This window comes from Corynebacterium capitovis DSM 44611 (assembly GCF_030440535.1).
Lineage (GTDB): Bacteria > Actinomycetota > Actinomycetes > Mycobacteriales > Mycobacteriaceae > Corynebacterium > Corynebacterium capitovis.
On the sequence record NZ_CP047117.1, the window covers coordinates 814,909 to 833,209 of the forward strand.

Genomic DNA, 18,301 nt, shown 5'->3' on the forward strand with positions numbered 1-18,301 from the left:
GTGGCAAGAGAATCGTCAGCCACCCCCTCCACGCAGGACGCGCCACTGTCCATCGTGCTCGCCGGGGGCGGCACAGCAGGGCACATCGAGCCTGCTCTCGCTATCGGCGAGGTGCTGCGCGACGAATTCGGCGCGTCCGTGACGGCGCTGGGAACCGAAAAGGGGTTGGAGACATCTATCGTCCCAGCCCGCGGGTTCCGGCTCGAGCTCATCGACCCGGTCCCGATCCCGCGCTCCGCACCCTGGAAGATGGCGGGCGTTCCGCTCAAGCTCGCCCGGTCCGTGAACCAGGCGCGCCGTATCTTACGAGAGGCGGGCGCGCAGGCCGTCGTGGGAACGGGTGGGTACGTCGCGGCGTCGGCGTACCTAGCCGCAGCGTCGCTGCACTTGCCGTTTTTTGTGCTGGAAACCAACGCTCTGGCGGGCATGGCCAACAAGCTCGGGGTGCGCCTCGGCGGGACCGGGCTTAACGCCGTGGCAAACTCCGGCATGGCGGGGGACGTGGTGGGTATCCCCGTCCGCCCGGGCGTAGGCGTTGACACGGATGGTGTAAAGGCCGCGCGGGGGTACAAGAAGTGGGGGCTCGACCAGGACTTGCCGACCATCCTTGTCACCGGCGGCTCACAGGGGGCGGCGAGTATCAACGCGGCGCTGGCAGGGGCGGTCGGGCGGCTGACCGCACAGGGATTCCAAGTACTTCACGCCTACGGGCGGAAAAACGCCGCCCCGGAACCGGCTGAGCATTACACGGCTGTGCCCTACATCGAGGACATGGAGGCCGCGTACGCGGTCGCGGACCTCGTCGTATGCCGGTCCGGTGCGATGACCGTCGCGGAGAACTCGGCTGCTGGCCTGCCGGCCATCTACATTCCGCTCCCGCACGGAAACGGCGAGCAGGGCCTCAACTCGGCGCATCTCGTTAGCCTCGGGGCGGCGGTGCGTATCGACGATCACGATCTGACCGCCGACGCCCTCGTCGAAAAGGTCAGCGAGATCCTCGGACCTGGTGGCGCACGCGAGCGCATGCGCGACGCATTGCGCGTGTCGGGTGCGGGCGACGTCGCGCGGGATATCGCTACCCGCGTCGTGCGCGCCGCCCGCACTCACTAGACTTGCCCTCCGACGCTCAACCCGCGTTTCACCGTCCTCACCTAAAGGAGCGCACCGCAGGCCGATGACTTCCCCCGCGATCGATCTTTCCCGCGTCCACCTCATTGGAATCGGCGGGGCCGGCATGTCCGGAGTCGCCCGGATCTTGCTGGACCGGGGCAGCGTGGTGACCGGTTCTGATGTGAAAGATTCTCGCCCGGTGCGCACGCTGCGGACGCAGGGGGCCCGAGTCGCCGTCGGGCACGAGGCGGCAAACCTCGAGTTGGCGGGTGACCTTCCCACGGTGGTGGTGACCAGTTTCGCGGCCATCCCCGCGGACAACCCAGAGTTGCAGCGGGCGGCGCGGGAAGGGATTCCGGTCATCCGCCGCTCGGACCTTCTGGCGGAGCTGATGGAGGGCACCACGCAGATCCTGCTGGCGGGCACTCACGGCAAGACGTCGACTACGTCCATGACGGTTGTTGCCCTGCAGGCCGCCGGTGAAGATCCTTCCTTCGCGATCGGCGGGCAACTCAACCGCGCCGGGACGAATGCCCACCACGGTACGGGTCCCGCGTTCGTGGCCGAGGCCGACGAGTCCGACGCATCGCTGTTGCGCTACAAGCCTGACGTGGCCGTCATCACCAACATCGAGCTGGACCACTTGGACTTCTTCGGCGATGCCGAGTCCTACTTCCGCGTCTTTGATGACTTCGCGGACCGCGTTCAGCCCGGGGGCTACCTCATGGTGTGCCTCGATGACACCCACGCTGCCGAGTGCGGTGCACGAGCCACCGCGCGGGGGATCAACGTTGTGGGCTACGGCACGGCAGCCGCGGCGGCGCGTTTCCCCGACATTCCCGCTGCCGCGGTAGTCACGGATGTCTCCCACGGCGGGAGTAATGCGCACACGCACGTCACGGTCGACCTCAGGGTGCCCGGCGCCGAGGCGACGCCGCTGACGTTGTCATATTCACTCGCCATTCCGGGTCAGCACATGGTTCTCAATTCCGCGGCTGCGCTCGGGGCGGGCGCCTTGGCGGGTGCAGATCCCGCGCGGCTGGCCGCGGGTTTGGCCGGGTTCACCGGCGTGCGCCGGCGCTTCGAGCACAAGGGGACCGTCTCAACCGGGCGCTTCACCGGCACGCGAGTCTACGACGATTACGCCCACCACCCCACGGAGGTTGCGGCGGTGCTCTCGGCAGCGCGCGAGAAGGTCAACGCTGAGGGATCGGGGGCGCGGGTCGTGGTGTGCTTCCAGCCGCACCTCTACTCCCGGACCCAGACATTCGCCTCCGAGTTTGCTCGGGCACTTTCGCTTGCCGACGCCGCCGTCGTCCTCGACATTTACGGAGCGCGCGAAACCCCCGTCGAGGGAGTGGACGCGCGCATCATCACCGACCGCTTCGACCCCGCGTCGAGCACGACCGTGCGGTTTGAGCCGGATTTCTCAGCTGCCCCGGGGACGGTAGTGGCCGTGACGAAGCCCGGCGACCTCGTGCTCACGATGGGCGCCGGAACGGTGACGATGTTGGCGGACGAGATCCTCGCCGCGCTCAGCACCGAGCACGGCACTGGGCACGGCACTGAGCAGGGCACCGAGCACGGCACCGAGCACGGCACTGAGCTCGGTACGGGGCGAGGTTAGCACCGTGTCCACCGTATACGTACCCAGTGGGGCTCACGAGCCCGCGCAGGATGCCGATGGGCAGCTCCCAGCCGACACCGGGGGCAATCGCACACGGGCTCGCCGACGCACCACACGTGTCGCCGTCGTCGCGTTGGTTCTCGTTGTCCTGTGCGGGGTGGTGGCTGCTGTCGTCCCCTTTACTCCGCTGCTGCCGGTTCACAACATCACCGTCGAAGGCGAGTCCCACGTGAGCGCAAGCGAGGTCACGGACGCAGCCGGAGTCGTAGAGGGCACCCCGATCGGCCGGGTGGACCTACACGGCGCCGCGACCGGGGTGGCGGGATTGCCCTGGGTGAGGTCGGCGACCGCCACGCGCCACTGGCCTTCCTCAATCAACATCGTGGTGGTGGAGAACGAAGCGGTTGCCTACATCGGGTCCGCTGGTGACGCGGGCGCCAACTTGCTTGACGCGGAGGGCGTCGCGTTTGCCACTGACACGCCCCCGCCGGGGGCGGTGGAGCTGAAAGGATCCGCGGTTGACGACGAGGCGGCACGCGCGGCCGGCGTGAGCATCGTGGCGTCGATAAGCGAGGCCTCCCGCGAGGCGATCGCCGCGGTCGAAGCAACGGGTCCTCACAATTTCGTGCTGAAGCTTCGCGATAATCGAACGGTGATCTGGGGAGCGGCCGAAGACAACGCCAACAAGGCCGTCGCCCTCGAGACCGTTTTGCGGCGTAAGGGACAGGTTTTTAATATCTCCAACCCCGAGCTCGTCACCGTGAAGTAGCAGCAAAAGGCCAGCTCACAACCCTAAAGTAGTGGTTTAGGGTTGTGACACGCCGACCTAAAAACAACATCTGGGTAATTCGTGGCCCATGATGGAAGCAATGTGAACGAGGCCGTACTGCTGCACTGCTTCTTATCCCGAAAAACCTCCCACGTAACCGAAAGGCGAGCCATCACCCATGACCTCTCCAGCTAACTACCTCGCCATGATCCGCGTCGTCGGTGTCGGCGGCGGCGGTGTCAACGCGGTCAACCGCATGATTGAAGAAGGGCTCAAGGGTGTCGAGTTCGTTGCGGTGAACACCGACTCCCAGGCGCTGCTGTTTACCGACGCCGATACGAAGCTCGACATCGGGCGCGAGGCCACCCGCGGCCTCGGGGCCGGTGCGAACCCGGAGGTCGGGAGGACCTCGGCCGAGGATCACAAGCAGGAGATCGAGGAGTCCCTCAAGGGATCCGACATGGTCTTCGTTACTGCTGGCGAAGGCGGCGGCACGGGAACCGGTGCTGCGCCGGTCGTGGCTGGTATCGCGAAGAAGATGGGCGCGCTGACGATCGGTGTGGTGACCCGCCCGTTCTCCTTCGAAGGGAAGCGTCGCACGCGCCAGGCGCTCGAAGGCATCGCCAACCTCAAGGAGGTGTGCGACACGGTCATCGTGATTCCCAATGATCGCCTGCTGCAGCTGGGCGAGGCCGAGCTGAGCATGATGGACGCCTTCCGCGCCGCGGATGAGGTGCTCTACAACGGAGTGCAGGGCATCACGAACCTCATCACCATCCCGGGCATGATCAATGTGGACTTCGCCGATGTTCGCTCCGTGATGGCCGACGCTGGCTCCGCGCTCATGGGTGTGGGCTCGGCCCGTGGAGAAAACCGCGTCCTTACCGCGACAGAGCAAGCCATTAACTCGCCGCTGCTGGAGACGACGATGGAGGGTGCCAAGAGCGTGCTCATCTCTGTCGCGGGCGGTTCCGACTTGGGCCTAATGGAGGTCAACAACGCCGCGTCCATCGTCGAGGAGAAGGCTGATGATGATGCGAACATCATCTTCGGCACGATCATCGACGACAACCTCGGCGACGAGGTGCGGGTGACCATCATTGCCACCGGGTTCGACGAGAAGGCCAACGCGCGTCCCGTCGCCGACGCATCTTCCTCCCAGGCCGCACCCGCGCCCGAAGCAGCGACTCCCGCGCCCGCACGCGGATCGCTTTTCGACGACCGCGCGGGCGCCCCCGAACCCACGGGCAGCACTGCGGCGAAGCCGGCGGAGGAGCACTACCAGCCGCGGCACCGCTACGACGATTCCCGGTCGGGGTTGTTCACCGGCTCCCGCGCGCGGGAGTACGAGCGAGACGACCGCGCTTACCGCGGCGGTGACGATGACGTGGACGTGCCCGACTTCCTGCGTTAGTTGTCTGAGCGGCCTGGGCTAGGGTGAAGCCCATGACTCCCGCTTCGCGCTCACCCGACAACCGCCCCGTCCGCATGGTGTTTACCACACGTGCGGGCGGGGCGTCGCTGTCCCCGTACGACTCGTTCAACCTCGGTGATCACGTGGGTGATGATCCCGCCGCCGTTGCGGCGAATCGAGCCCGTCTCGCGCAGTCGATCGAGGTGCCGGAAGAACGTTTCGTCTGGATGGAGCAGTTGCACACCAACACCGTCACCGTGGTCGTTGGGCCCCACACGGGCCCCGTCCCCGCCACCGACGCCCTTGTCACGCGAGAGGTGGGCCTCGCTTTGTGCGTCTTGGTTGCCGATTGCACCCCGGTACTGCTTGCGGACCACAGCGCAGGGGTCGTCGCCGCGGTTCACGCCGGAAGGATGGGGGCGCGCAACGGGATTGTAGAAAGAACCGTCGCGGAGATGGTGCGCTGCGGGGCTCGCCCCGCGTTCATCCAGGCGTTGCTCGGACCCGCGGCGGCGGGGGAGTCGTACGAGGTTCCGGAACAGATGGCGGATGACGTCGAGAAGGAACTGCCCGGGTCGAAGACGACAACGCGAGCCGGGACGAGCGGGTTAGACATACGCGCCGGCATTGTGCGCCAGCTCATGGGGCTGGGGGTAACGCACATCGACGCGGATCCCCGCGACACGGTCACGGACCCTGAGTTCTTCTCGTACCGGCGCGAGGGCGTTACGGGCCGGCAAGCGGGTGTCATTTGGCTCACGGGCCACTGACGTTTTTAGACGAGAAGGAAGGCAGCATGAAGAGAAGAGAACAGTTGCGCGCCAACCTTGAGCGCGTTACCCAGCAGGTTCGAGCCGCCGAGGAGCGCGCCGGGCGGTCGCCGGGCAGCGTGAGCATACTCCCGGTTACCAAGTTCCACCCCGCCGAGGACGTGGCTTTGCTGGGTCAGCTGGGGGTCACCCTCGTCGGTGAGAACCGGGAACAGGAAGCGCGGGCCAAAGCAGAGACCGTGGGTGGGGCGGTTGGGATAGCGATGATCGGTCAGATCCAGACCAAAAAGGCCAATTCCGTCGCGCGCTGGGCCCGGGAGGTGCACTCGGTCGATTCGGCGAAGCTCGCTCGCGCTCTGGAGCGCGGGGTTGCCCTGGCCCACGAGCGTGGTGAGCGCGGATCGGACCCGCTGCCTTGTCTGGTGCAGCTCTCAGCCGATGGCGACACAGCCCGGGGTGGCGTGCCGGAGGTGCTCGTCGATGAAGTCGCCACAGAGGTCGAGGGCGCAGAGCACCTTGTGCTCGACGGGTTCATGGTCGTCCCGCCCTTGGGCGCCGACCCGGCGGAGGTGTTCACGTGGGCGCACACGCTTGTCGACGTCTACAGCGACCGCCTCGGGCGCGCCTTGCGCCTCTCCGCCGGGATGTCGGGAGATTTCGAAACCGCCATCGCCTGCGGTTCAGATGTCGTGCGTGTCGGAACCGCGGTGCTCGGCCCGCGCGCCGTAGGCTAAGCGACGGTTAGACCCCGACACCCCTGAGGAGCACCACAACATGTCACTTTTCGGCAGCGCGAAGGAATTCTTCGGCCTCGACGCGCAGGGCGTCGACGTGAAAGATGCGTACAACGACAGCTACTACGACGAGCCGCAGTACGCCGACCACGGGTCCGCGGCCTACACGAGGGAAACCCCGCGCGAGGCTGCGCCCGAGCGCTACTCGTACCGCGAGACAGCGCCCCGCTCGTATGAGCCGGCGATCGTTACCACCGAGCCCCGGGGATACAGCGATGCCAAGGAGATTGGCGAACCTTTCCGCGATGGCGATGCCGTGATCATGGAGCTCACGGGAGTCGACGCGACGGACGCAAAGCGATTGGTCGATTTCGCGGCGGGTCTCTGCTTCGCATTGCGCGGCACGATGCACAAGTTGTCCAAGGGCGTGGACACCGACCGCCTAGTGTTTGCCATCGTGCCGGAAAGTGCACGCATTGCACCGACCGAGCTGCAGCGCGCGGCTCACCTCCGCTAGGGAGAACGGACTAGCGGCAAAAGGTGCGAGGGATAACTGTAGGCTGATTCGACGTGGCTCTTTTTGGATCGGTTCTCTATGCGCTTCTCGGTGTGTATTCCCTCGTGGTTGTCGTTCGCCTCATCATCGAGATGATCCATTCATTCTCGAAGCAGTTCGACCCCCCGCGGTGGTTTACCCTCGTAGCGGAACCGCTGTTTGTGGTGACGGATCCGCCAGTGAACGCCCTGCGCCGGTTAGTTCCCCCCGTCCGCTTGGGTGGAGGAATGGGCCTCGACGTGAGCATCATCGTGCTTTTCCTTGGCCTCGCAGTGGCCCAGCTCGCTGTCTACAGTCTGCTTGTCGTCCCCGCGTTAAACTAACGTGCGCGGGCTACGCACTTGCCCGCCACGCGCGTTTAGGGTCAACGTCGGGTGGACGGTGAGGGTATAAATAAGTTCGACGCCACATCGGGTCGACTACACTCACTGTTTAAACTCAGGAACTTTCAGAAACTCCTACGCACATACGGAAATATCGGGCGGTATCCCTTTGGCGGTATCGCCCCGCATCCACGAACGTGGGTGTGACTACACGAAGGGATCGCTCATGCCGCTCACACCAGCAGACGTGCACAATGTTGCTTTCAGCAAGCCGCCGATTGGCAAGCGGGGTTACAACGAAGACGAGGTGGACCAGTTCCTTGACCTCGTTGAGGACACCCTCGCACAGCTGCAGGACGAGAACGACGAACTTCGTGCCCGCGTAGAGGAACTCGGCGCCGGCGGCGGGAACGAGGCCCGCCCCGTAGCCTCGGTGAAATCCACGCAGTCTAGCGCCGGCCAGGTGAGCGAGGCTGAGTTGCGCAAGAAGGTCGAAGCGGAGCTGCGTGGCGATTTCGAGGCACGCCTTCGCGCCGCCCAGGATGCCAAGACCCAGGCCGAGACGGAGGCACGCGCGGCGAAAGAAGATGCCGCCCGTGCCCGTAAGCAGGCAGAAGAGGCTGCACATGCCGCGCGCGCCCAGGCCGCTAAGCCTGTCGACGCCGCTTCCACAGAGCGCCCCGCACAGGCCTCCGGTCTGTCCTCGAAGGGCGAGGCCTCCGCCGACACGCACGTGCAAGCGGCCAAGGTTCTTGGAATGGCCCAGGAGATGGCGGATCGCTTGACCTCTGAGGCTCAGGCCGAGGCGCGGTCGATGCTCGATGAGGCGCGGGGCGCTGCGCAGCGTCAGCTCGAGGACGCCGATACTCGTTCGAGCCGCCAGCTCAAGGAGGCGCAGGAAAAGGCCGAAAAGCTTGTCTCTGACGCACAGCGTAAGGCGGAGGAGACCACAGGCGAGGCAAACTCCCGTGCTGAGGCGCAGATCCGTCAGGCCGAGGAGCAGGCCACACAGCTGCAGGCCGACGCCGAGCGCAAGCACAGCGAGATCATGAACACGGTCAAGCAGCAGCAGACCGCCCTGGAAAACCGGATCGCGGAGCTGCGGACCTTCGAACGCGAGTACCGCACGCGGTTGAAGACCCTGCTGCAGTCTCAGCTGGAGGAGCTGGAAACCCGAGGCTCGTCCGCGCCGAACGGCACGGCTGGCGAGAAGTAGACCGCTTCCTTTTAGCTGGCGCGCCTGAGGTGTACACCCCGCTGAGTCGTGGGGTACACTGTAGGCTACACTAAGGCGCGCATGTGTACGCACGCGGCGATCCGGCCATCACCGGGGAGCGTTTCCGGAAGAACAGCCTTGGCGGCCCAGTAGAACCGGACGACTGGGAGACGTCACCTCCTTCACCACATAACGAAGTGGGGGCCATGACGAGGCCCCAAGCAGGGTGGTACCGCGCGGTTTGACCGCGTCCCTGCAGCTCAGTTGGACACGTGTGAGTGGAGGAAAGTGAAATGGCTGACGTCGGCGGCGTTTACCCGAAGGTCGACCTCACCGGGGGGAGCTCTGCGTTCCCCGATATGGAGCGCGAGGTGTTGGCCTTCTGGCGCGAAGATGGCACCTTCCAGGAGTCGCTGAAAAACCGCGAGGGATGCGAAGAGTACGTCTTCAACGACGGACCGCCTTTTGCTAACGGCTTGCCGCACTATGGGCACTTGCTCACCGGGTACGTGAAAGACATCGTTCCCCGCTACCGCACCATGGCGGGTTACCACGTACCGCGTGTCTTCGGGTGGGATTGCCACGGCCTACCCGCCGAGCTCGAGGCGGAAAAACAACTGGGCATCACAGACAAGTCCGAGATCGAGGACATGGGCCTAGAGCGCTTCAACGAGTACTGCGCCGAGAGTGTCTTGCGCTACGCGGGGGAGTGGGAAAACTACGTTACCCGGCAGGCTCGTTGGGTTGACTTCGACAATGGCTACAAGACCATGGACACCGGGTTCATGGAGTCGGTGATGTGGGCGTTTAAGACGCTCTACGACAAGGAACTCATCTACCAGGGCTTCCGCGTTCTGCCGTACTCCTGGGCGGAGCACACACCGCTGTCGAACCAGGAGACCCGCCTCGACGACTCGTACCGAGACCGCCAAGACCCGACGGTCACCGTCTCGCTGCCCTTCACCGGCGCCCGCGCGGGTTTCCCCGCCGCTCAAACGTGGCAGGAGTACCCCGAGCTTCACGACGCCGCCGCTATCGCCTGGACCACGACTCCCTGGACCCTGCCGTCCAACCTCGCGCTGGCCGTCGGGCCGGATATCGAGTACTCCCTGGTCAAGGTGGGGGAGTCCGGGGCGCCGGGGTTCGTCGCTAAGAAGCTGCTGCTTGCCTCCGCCCTTGTGGGTGCGTATGCCAAGGAGCTGGGGGAGCCAGAGGTGCTGGCCACCTTCAAGGGCAAAGAGCTCGAGGGTCTCGAGTACGCGCCGGTCTTCGACTACTTCGCCGACCATACCGAGGCGTTTATGGTGCTGGTGGCCGACTACGTCTCGACAGAGGATGGCACGGGTATCGTCCACCAGGCCCCCGCGTTTGGTGAAGACGACATGCTCACCTGCCAGAAGTACGGTATCGACCTCGTCATCCCCGTCGACGCGGACGGCACATTCACCTCGCTCGTGCCCGAGTATGAGGGCAAGCTGGTTTTCGACGCCAACCGCGACATCATTCGCGACCTGCGCGCAAAAAACCGGGTGCTGCGGGATCAAACCATCGTGCACTCCTACCCGCACTCCTGGCGTTCCGGCGAGCCCCTGATCTACATGGCGCTTCCCGCATGGTTTGTCAAGGTCAGCGAGGTCCGCGACCGCATGGTTGAGTTGAACCAAGAAATTGAATGGATCCCGGGCCACATCCGCGACGGGCAGTTTGGCAAGTGGCTCGAGGGTGCGCGCGACTGGAACATCTCACGCACCCGCTACTGGGGCTCGCCGGTGCCGGCGTGGGTGTCGGATAACCCGGACTACCCGCGCGTCGACGTCTATGGCTCGCTCGACGAGTTGGAGCGCGACTTCGGCGTCCGGCCCAAGTCCCTACACCGCCCGCACATCGACGAGCTGGTGCGCCCGAATCCGGACGACCCGACCGGTGCCTCGATGATGCGCCGAGTGCCGGACGTGCTGGACTGCTGGTTTGAATCCGGCTCGATGCCATTCGCGCAATACCACTACCCGTTTGAGAACGCGGAGGAGTTCGACGCCCGCCAGCCCGCGGACTTCATCGTGGAGTACTCCGGACAGACCCGTGGCTGGTTCTACGTCCAGCACGTCCTCTCGACGGCGCTCTTCGACAGGGTGGCGTTCAAGAAGGTGGTCGCGCACGGGATCGTCTTGGGCAGCGACGGGATGAAGATGTCCAAGTCCAAAGGCAACTACCCTGACGTCAACGAGGTCTTCGACCGCGACGGCTCCGACGCCATGCGCTGGTTCCTGATGTCCTCGCCGATTCTGCGCGGGGGCAACCTCGTCGTCACGGAGCAGGGGATCCGCGAGGGAGTCCGCCAGGCGCTGCTGCCGCTGTGGAACGCATATAGCTTCCTGCAGCTCTACTCGTCCCGGGATGCGAAGTGGTCGGTGGACTCCAGCAATGTGCTCGATCGCTACATCTTGGCCAAAACCCATAACCTCGTGTCGGACGTTGACGCCGCGCTGCGGGATACACGCATCGCGGACGCCTGCGATGACGTGCGACAGTTCGCCGACACGCTGACCAATTGGTACGTGCGTCGCTCGCGTGAGCGCTTCTGGGAGGGGCAAGAGGCGCACCCGGAGGCCTTTGACACCCTCTACACAGTGCTCGAGGTAGTCTCCCGGGTCGTCGCCCCGCTCTTGCCGTTTGTGACTGAGGTGATGTGGCGAGGGCTGACCGGGGGGCGCTCCGTCCACTTGGCCGACTACCCCACGGCCGCCGACATCCCCACCAACCCAGCTCTCGTCGACGCGATGGACGCCACCCGCTCTGTGTGCTCGGCTGCTAATTCCGTGCGCAAGGCCAACAAGTTGCGCAACCGCCTGCCGCTGCCGAAGCTCACGGTGGCGCTGCCGAACTCGGCGGCTCTCGGTGACTTCGCCGCCACCATCCGTGACGAGGTCAACGTTAAAGAGGTCAACCTGACTGACGACGTCGATTCTGCCGGCACCTTCGAGGTGGTCGTCAACGCGAAGGTCGCGGGCCCGACGCTTGGCCGCGATGTGCAGCGCGCCATCAAGAACGTCAAGGCTGGGAACTACGTCCGTGAGGGCGATAACGTGGTCGTGGACGGCGACATCGTGCTCACCCCGGAGCTCTACACCGAGCGTCTCGTGGCGGAGAACCCAGATTCCACCGCGCGGGTCGAAGGCACCGGCGGGGTGGTTGGGCTCGTGGTGCTCGATACGACGGTTACTCCCGAACTGGAGGCCGAGGGATGGGCGGCGGATGTAATCCGCGGCCTGCAGGACGCGCGCAAGAGCGAGGGCTTTGAGGTCTCCGACCGGATTTCCGTCGTGCTGGTCGTGCCGGAGGACAAGCAGGAGTGGGTGCAGCGCCACGCCGATCGCATTGCCCGTGAGACCCTTGCCACCTCCTTCGAAGTGACCACCGCGGGAGAGGGCGACGGGGGAGACCACGAGGTCGTCGAGGGCGTGACCGCCACCGTGGCGTTGAACGCTTAGACCCCCGCGTCGCTAAGGAGGACCTGGCAATGGCTCGCTGGGTGCTGCACATCGATATGGATGCGTTTTTCGCCTCCTGTGAGCAGCTCACCCGCCCCACGCTCAAGGGCCGGCCTGTGCTCGTTGCCGGGGTGTCGGGACGGGGAGTGGTGGCGGGCGCGAGTTACGAGGCCCGCGCGTTCGGCGCCCGTTCCGCCATGCCCACCCAGCGGGCGGCGCGTCTGATCGGCCCGCGGGGGGTGATCGTGGCGCCACGAAAGGCCGTGTACGCGGTGGCGTCGAAAAGAGTGTTTGAGGTCGTTGCCAGGCACGTCGATGTCGTCGAGCAACTGTCTATCGACGAGGCCTTCCTCGAGCCTCACGAGCTTGTCGACGCCACCGCGACCGAGGTCACCGCGTGGTCCAACAACCTGCGCGCCGCGATCGCCGAGGAGACCGGGCTGCCCTCGTCGATCGGCGCGGGAAGCGGCAAGCAGTATGCGAAGATCGGCTCGGGGCTTGCCAAGCCCGACGGGGTTTTCGTCATCCCGCGCGATGAGCAGGTAGGCATTTTGCACCCCCTGCCGGTGGGTGAGCTCTGGGGCGTGGGCCCGGTGACAAAGGCCAAGCTCTCGGCAGCGGGAATCGAAACGATCGGTGATCTCGCGGGCCTTAGCGAACGAGAAGTTGATATCGCGTTGGGCGGCGCAGTGGGAAGACAGCTGTGGCGCCTCGCGCGCGGGGTGGATGATCGAGTTGTGGCGCCCCGTGCCGAGGCAAAGCAGATCTCCTCGGAGCATACATACCCCCAGGACCTTGTCACTCCTGGCGATGTCGACGCGGCGCTGCGGAGAGCGGCCGAGGAATCGCACCGTCGACTCGTGAAGAATGGGCGTGGCGCGCGCACCGTAAGCGTGAAGCTGCGCATGGCGGACTTCCGCGTCGAGTCGCGCGCGACGACGCTGCCCTACGCCACGGATGACGCGGAGACGCTGCTGGCCACGGCGTTCAAGCTCATCCGCTACCCCTCCCAGGTTGGCCCGATCCGGCTTGTTGGGGTGTCCTTTTCCGGGCTCGAGGAGACCCTCCAAGACGTGTTGTTTCCCGAGCTTGACCAGCAGGTATCCAAACCAGGCGCGGCCCTGGGCGACTACGAGGCCGGCGTCAGCGACCACACCGAAACCTCCGATGTCTCAGTCATTCGACCTCCCCTCGCCCAAGGTTGGCGGGCCACCGAGGACGTATTCCACCCCTCCCACGGTCACGGGTGGGTGCAGGGCACAGGGCACGGACGCGTCACCGTGAGGTTTGAAACGCGCGCGACGGGGCCCGGCCGGAGCGTGAATTTACGAGCGGATGACCCCGAGCTCAAGCGAGCGGACCCCGTCGACTCGCTGGCATGGAACGACTGGGTCGCCCGCTAAACGCCGAGTAGCGCGCGGGGGTCGCTGCCGGTGGCCAGCGCAGTCGCCAGCGCGATGCGCGCCTGACCTGCCCGCAACCACCCGGCCGGGATCGCTCCGAGCTTGCCCAGGGTGTTGCCCCCGCCTGCTCCGCCGTAGTCGAAAGCGACTTCGCCGTGGGGAACGGAGGTGCTGATGACAACGGGGGTGCCCCCACCCAGGACGCGTCGCAGCGCCGCGCCCATGCCTTCGGATACATTGCCGGCACCAAGTGCTTCGACGACGATGCCCGCGGGGCCGAGCGAGGCGACTGCGTCTATCAGCTCGCTGCCCGCCCCGGGCCACGCACGGACGATGGGGACACATACGTCGGCGAGGGGGGCTGGCGAAACCGGTCGCGGCCGCGGCAGAGTCATCGGGGCCGATAACGAAAACGCCCGGGACGCGGAGGTGTCGTCCTTGAATGCGCCGCGTGCGGCCAAGGTATCGCCCCCGAAGCTCACCATGACCCCCTGCCCGCGCGAGAGAGGGTCGGCAGCGAGGGTGATGGCGTGCAAGAGATTCGCAGGGCCGTCCGCGCGGGGGTGGTCAGAAGGCACTTGCGCTCCCGTCAGAACGACCGGTCGCGGGTCGGAATGGACGAGGTCTAGGGCCAGGGCGGTGTCCGCCATCGAATCGGTGCCGTGGGTGACGACGATGCCGGACACGGATACGTCCGCGAGCGCCGAATGCACGAGGGAGATGAGGTGGTCGACGTCGGCCAAGGTCATCGAGGAGGAATCGAGACTGGTGGCGTCATAGACGCGGACCTCGTCGGTGGTGCCGCACGCCGTGACGAGTTCCGCCGCCGACAGCGTCGGGGTTCTAGCCCCCGTGGCAGGGTCCGTCGTACACGCTATCGTGCCCCCGGTAGCAATGACGAGGACAAAGGTGCCAGGGCGCGCGGGAGAGGTCATAAGCAGGCGAGATCCGGTGTAGTTGTTGGGTTTGGTGTGCAGACACCGGTAACCTTATCCGGGTTATGGTCCGCCAGCTTGCAATGCCCCAAGGAGAAAATGTGAAAAAGATCGCCGCTACCCTGGCTGCCTGCGGAGCTGTGCTTGGTCTCGCCGCCTGCTCGGGCGACTCAAATGACAGCACCTCCTCATCGTCCACCGCGGCAGCGTCGAACGCGTCCAGCAGCGTCGCCCAGGCGCCCGCGGCCGCTCTGCCCACGGCCGCGGAGCTCAACGCAGTGCTCATGCGCGCGACCGATCCGACGCTGCCCATCGAGCAGCGCGTCAACACGGTGGAAGGCGGCGAGACCGCGCCGGAGCTGTTCGACGTTATGGCCCAGTCCCAGCGGGACTCGGGTGCTAACTTCCAGGTCGTGGATCCCGTCTTGCCCGGATACTCTCCCAACACCGCGCTCGCCACAGTGAACTTCACCGCGCCGGACGCCCAGTCGCAGCTGGCGGAGAACGTGGAGTTTATGTACGACAACGGCGCGTGGAAGTTGTCCCAATCCTGGGCGTGCACTCTGGTGACCAACACGCTGCCCGCGGATCAGGTGCCCGCGATGTGCCAGACGAAGGCCCCGGCCGGCGAGACGGCCGCACCGGCGGCGCCCGCAGCACCATCCGAGGCATCGTCCTCGGCTCCGGCGCTCTAGGACGCTTAGAGTTTTTCGCGCCAGATTTCTCCCTCCCACAGCGCGGGGAGCGAGAGGACCCTGGCGCGGTTGTCTTTTTTGGCCATCCGTTCGCGCCACCGCTGCCGCAGCCAGCGGTCGTGGGAGGTGATGACCACCGTCCCTTCGAAGTCGAGCAGGGCAGCCTCTAGCTCTCCTGCCAGTGCGAGGGAGAGGTGGTTCGTGGGCTCGTCGAGAAGAAGAAGATCAGGCGGCGAGGCGAGGATGACGCCCAGCGAGACGCGGCGCCGCTGGCCTAGAGAGAGGTCGGCGAGCGGGCGAGACTCCTGCTCGGGAGTCATCAGCCCCATCTCGACGAGGGTCGGAGCGCCGGCGGGGGTGCGCGTGGCAAAGGCCTCGGCGGCCGTCTCTGACAGATCTGGCCACGAGTCATCCTGCTCCAGCCGAGCTACGGTCAGCTCATCGGGTATGACCAACTGCCCAATGAACTCGGTTAGAGAGCCGTCGAGGATCTTGAGCAGCGTGGACTTACCCGATCCGTTGGGGCCCTCCACTAGCAGCTGCTGGCCTGGCTGAACCTTGACGCTCACGGGTGCGAGCCGGCCCGGTACCGCGAGTGCCTTTGACACGATCGCGGGCACGCCCAGGCTCGTCGCGTGGTGCGGAGCCAGCCCGCGAAACGCGAGCCGCTGCGGCGGGGCGGGGATTTCCCGTCGCTCAAGCGCGGCGAGTCGGTTCTCAGCGGCCCTGCGCCGATTGCCGACGGTCTTTGCCGCGCGGTCGGCGAAGAACTTCGCGGACGCTCGCGTCTCGGATTTCGACTCGGACGAGTGGAACACGTCGCTGTCCTCCGCCTGAACGGCGTCCGCCAACCGGCTCCGGCGCTGCTCCTGGGCGGCGTAGTCGCGCTCCCACCGAAGGCGGCGCTCTTCCCGCGCTGCCACATAGTCGCTAAAAGACCCGCTAAAGCGCGACCCCTGACGGGTATCCTCGCCGAAGCCGCCCTCGGCCCCGAGGGCGGGGTCGAGGTCGACGAGGCCGTCGCACGCGGCGTCAAGGAAGTAGCGGTCGTGGCTTGCCGTAAGCGCGGGCCCGGGGAAGGAACGCAGTTCGTCGACAAGAAAGTCGACGGCCTCGTCGTCGAGATGGTTGGTGGGCTCGTCCAGGATCATCGCGTCGACGGGCCGCAGGAGCAAGGTCGCCAGTGCGAAACGACGGCGCTGGCCGCCAGACATCTCACCGAGCGGGGTGTCAAGCGCCACGTTGGCCAACCCCAGCCCCGCCAATACATGAGGGATGCGGGTGTCGAGCTCCCACACACCCGAGCTCTCCGCGCGGGCGAGGGCCCTGTCAAATGCGTCGCCGGCGGAAAGGTCCTCCCCCATGCGCGCGGAGAGGGCAGTGATATCGGCCTCCACCTGTCGCAGCTCCTGGACGGCACGGTCGATCAGCGCGGCTGCGGGGGCGGTGAAAGGAAGGTCCGTCTCCTGGGGGATAAACCCGGTGACCGGGGGAGTGATAACCGTCCCTGTGTCGGGTGCCAAGGTACCCGCGACGAGCTCGAGCAGCGTCGACTTGCCCGCCCCGTTCTCTCCGATCAAACCCGTGACCGAGCCGGAGGGAACCGCGAAAGAGACATCCGTGAGTACCCGATCACCCCCCGGGTAGGAAAACGACACCGCGTCTAGGCCGATGTGGAGAGGGGTAACCATTGCGTACAACCTAACTTCCGAATGTGACAGCGCTCGTGGAATCCTGAACCACCTTGCTGCCGCCAGTTGGCCCGCTATATACAACGCGTGTGGTCGCCGCGATAGTCCCCGCCACGGGAAGAGGGTGCGCAACGTCTACGGTGACGGACCCCTGCGACGTGGTCGAGGAATCCTCCACCGCGAGGCTCTGCCCATTGAGCGTGCCGGCAGCGTCGTTGTCGATGGCGATCGCCCTGTTAAGGGGTTCTTCGTCTACGTCCACACTAAGGATGAGACTTCGCCCGTGATCTTCCTCGAGCGTGTACGTCGCCGTGCGCATCATGGCCGTGTCCCCAGTGGTGCGCGCGCTTACGGTCCACACTCCGCCGACACCCACAGGCTCGGCGGGAAAGACCACAGCCGTGGATAACACGCTGAAAAGCGCGGACTCAACCGTTTCACGCCCTTGGGTCGTGGAGGAGTCAGGCGCCAGGAGCTGCACGGTGCTCACAGCCCCGCTGCGCACCGCACGCCATCGCAGGAGAAAACCTGACGCGCTGGCGATGTCGTCGTTAAGCGAGGCCACCGAGTGGGTGGGTGAGTGCGCGGACGTGCCGACGGTGACCGTCACCTCGTCGTCGGCCCCGGGCTCCCCGTCTTTGGGCGCGGGGGCCGCGCCGGCGGCAATACTCACTGGGAGCGTCGCGGTGGTGACGTCACCGCCCGCGGGGGCGGCACCGATGTGCTGTCCAGCCGCCGCGACCGTCTGGGACACCCCACCCGCGACTTGGATGGTGGTCTCCCAGGGCTCCTCGCTCAAATTAAAGCCGATGGACCTCGGGTTTTCGCCTTGCAATACAAGCGCCACGGTCGGTGCCTCCAACGCGAACGCGGGCACGCTGCCCAGTGGGTCGTCATCGGTCGAGCCGCACGCGCTAAGCGCTAATCCGGCGGCTGCGGCGAGCGTCGCAACCGCCCTCCGGGTCGGGGAGGTCATCATGTATCAAACGTAACGCAACGGTTGCTATACAGTTATTCCCCGATGGCCAAGGAAACAATGAGCGCAGCGAGTGTGGGACCGAGTGTGGGACCGGGTGCGGGGGCGAGCGCAACGGCGGGGGAGCAGCGCCGGTATGTCGGCACGATTGTCGGCGTCATGCTGGCGGTTGCTGCCTTAGATCAGGCGGTTAAGCAGCTTGTTCTCGCGTGGGTCAATCCCGGTGAGCCCATCCACATTATCGGCGACTGGTTCCGCCTCCTCTTGGTGTTCAACCCGGGCGCGGCTTTTTCGATGGGTAGCGACGCCACGTGGGTGTTCACCACAATTCAGCTCGTCTTCGTCGTTGGTTCGCTTATCGCGGCACCGCGTATCACTAGCCCCTGGGAGGCGGCTGGCCTTGCCTTAGTGGCCGGGGGTGCGCTGGGAAACCTCACGGACCGGTTGATCCGCGAGCCGAGTTTCTGGTTCGGCCATGTCGTCGATTACATCTCGGTGGGCAGCTTCGCGGTGTTCAACCTCGCAGATGCGGCGATCACGGTCGGGGTGGGGCTATTCATCGTGGCGCTCTTCTTCGGTGATGGGCGCGAGTAA

General features: G+C 65.8%; 16 protein-coding genes. 13 read left to right on the forward strand and 3 right to left on the reverse strand.

Features of this window, described 5'->3' with window-relative positions:
- The 11 genes from CAPI_RS04025 (at position 1) to CAPI_RS04075 (ending at position 13,410) form a co-directional block, all read left to right on the forward strand.
- Entirely contained in the window at positions 1–1,110 is a 1,110-nt protein-coding gene (locus CAPI_RS04025; RefSeq protein ID WP_018016758.1) for a UDP-N-acetylglucosamine--N-acetylmuramyl-(pentapeptide) pyrophosphoryl-undecaprenol N-acetylglucosamine transferase, read from the forward strand.
- 64 nt (positions 1,111–1,174) lie between these two features.
- Positions 1,175–2,737: a UDP-N-acetylmuramate--L-alanine ligase gene (murC, locus tag CAPI_RS04030; RefSeq protein ID WP_018016759.1), complete on the forward strand. Its 1,563-nt coding sequence runs from the start codon at positions 1,175–1,177 to the stop codon at positions 2,735–2,737.
- A 4-nt stretch (positions 2,738–2,741) separates the two neighbouring features.
- A complete protein-coding gene (locus CAPI_RS04035; protein ID WP_018016760.1) occupies positions 2,742–3,506 on the forward strand; it encodes a cell division protein FtsQ/DivIB in 765 nt (254 codons plus the stop codon).
- 178 nt (positions 3,507–3,684) lie between these two features.
- Complete coding sequence (gene ftsZ, locus CAPI_RS04040) at positions 3,685–4,920, forward strand: cell division protein FtsZ (protein WP_018016761.1); 1,236 nt, start codon at positions 3,685–3,687, stop codon at positions 4,918–4,920.
- Between the two features lie 32 nt (positions 4,921–4,952).
- Complete coding sequence (gene pgeF / locus CAPI_RS04045; RefSeq protein ID WP_018016762.1) at positions 4,953–5,690, forward strand: peptidoglycan editing factor PgeF; 738 nt, start codon at positions 4,953–4,955, stop codon at positions 5,688–5,690.
- A gap of 26 nt (positions 5,691–5,716) precedes the next feature.
- Positions 5,717–6,424, forward strand: coding sequence for a YggS family pyridoxal phosphate-dependent enzyme (locus CAPI_RS04050; protein ID WP_018016763.1), 708 nt, complete (start codon positions 5,717–5,719; stop codon positions 6,422–6,424).
- Between the two features lie 40 nt (positions 6,425–6,464).
- Positions 6,465–6,941 (forward strand): cell division protein SepF, encoded by a 477-nt coding sequence (locus tag CAPI_RS04055; protein WP_018016764.1) that lies wholly within the window; start codon positions 6,465–6,467, stop codon positions 6,939–6,941.
- 53 nt (positions 6,942–6,994) lie between these two features.
- Positions 6,995–7,303, forward strand: coding sequence for a YggT family protein (locus CAPI_RS04060; protein ID WP_018016765.1), 309 nt, complete (start codon positions 6,995–6,997; stop codon positions 7,301–7,303).
- A 226-nt stretch (positions 7,304–7,529) separates the two neighbouring features.
- Positions 7,530–8,519: a DivIVA domain-containing protein gene (locus CAPI_RS04065; protein WP_018016766.1), complete on the forward strand. Its 990-nt coding sequence runs from the start codon at positions 7,530–7,532 to the stop codon at positions 8,517–8,519.
- A gap of 293 nt (positions 8,520–8,812) precedes the next feature.
- Positions 8,813–12,007 carry an isoleucine--tRNA ligase gene (gene ileS, locus CAPI_RS04070; protein ID WP_018016767.1) on the forward strand — a complete coding sequence of 1,065 codons (3,195 nt, stop codon included), beginning with the start codon at positions 8,813–8,815 and terminating at the stop codon, positions 12,005–12,007.
- 29 nt (positions 12,008–12,036) lie between these two features.
- Complete coding sequence (locus tag CAPI_RS04075; RefSeq protein ID WP_018016768.1) at positions 12,037–13,410, forward strand: DNA polymerase IV; 1,374 nt, start codon at positions 12,037–12,039, stop codon at positions 13,408–13,410.
- Here the strand turns inward: CAPI_RS04075 and CAPI_RS04080 are convergent.
- Positions 13,407–14,345 carry an asparaginase gene (locus CAPI_RS04080; protein ID WP_018016769.1) on the reverse strand — a complete coding sequence of 313 codons (939 nt, stop codon included), beginning with the start codon at positions 14,343–14,345 and terminating at the stop codon, positions 13,407–13,409. The genes CAPI_RS04075 and CAPI_RS04080 overlap by 4 nt on opposite strands.
- A gap of 83 nt (positions 14,346–14,428) precedes the next feature.
- On the opposite strand from CAPI_RS04080, the gene CAPI_RS04085 reads away from it, so the two are divergent.
- Positions 14,429–15,040: a WKL family lipoprotein gene (locus CAPI_RS04085; protein WP_040356537.1), complete on the forward strand. Its 612-nt coding sequence runs from the start codon at positions 14,429–14,431 to the stop codon at positions 15,038–15,040.
- 5 nt (positions 15,041–15,045) lie between these two features.
- Here the strand turns inward: CAPI_RS04085 and CAPI_RS04090 are convergent, their stop codons facing one another.
- Together CAPI_RS04090 and CAPI_RS04095 are read right to left on the reverse strand one after the other, a co-directional pair.
- Complete coding sequence (locus CAPI_RS04090; protein WP_018016771.1) at positions 15,046–16,731, reverse strand: ABC-F family ATP-binding cassette domain-containing protein; 1,686 nt, start codon at positions 16,729–16,731, stop codon at positions 15,046–15,048.
- Between the two features lie 10 nt (positions 16,732–16,741).
- Positions 16,742–17,707 (reverse strand): hypothetical protein, encoded by a 966-nt coding sequence (locus tag CAPI_RS04095; protein WP_169331504.1) that lies wholly within the window; start codon positions 17,705–17,707, stop codon positions 16,742–16,744.
- 45 nt (positions 17,708–17,752) lie between these two features.
- Between CAPI_RS04095 and lspA the strand changes: the two genes are divergently transcribed.
- Positions 17,753–18,301 (forward strand): signal peptidase II, encoded by a 549-nt coding sequence (gene lspA, locus CAPI_RS04100; RefSeq protein ID WP_425393247.1) that lies wholly within the window; start codon positions 17,753–17,755, stop codon positions 18,299–18,301.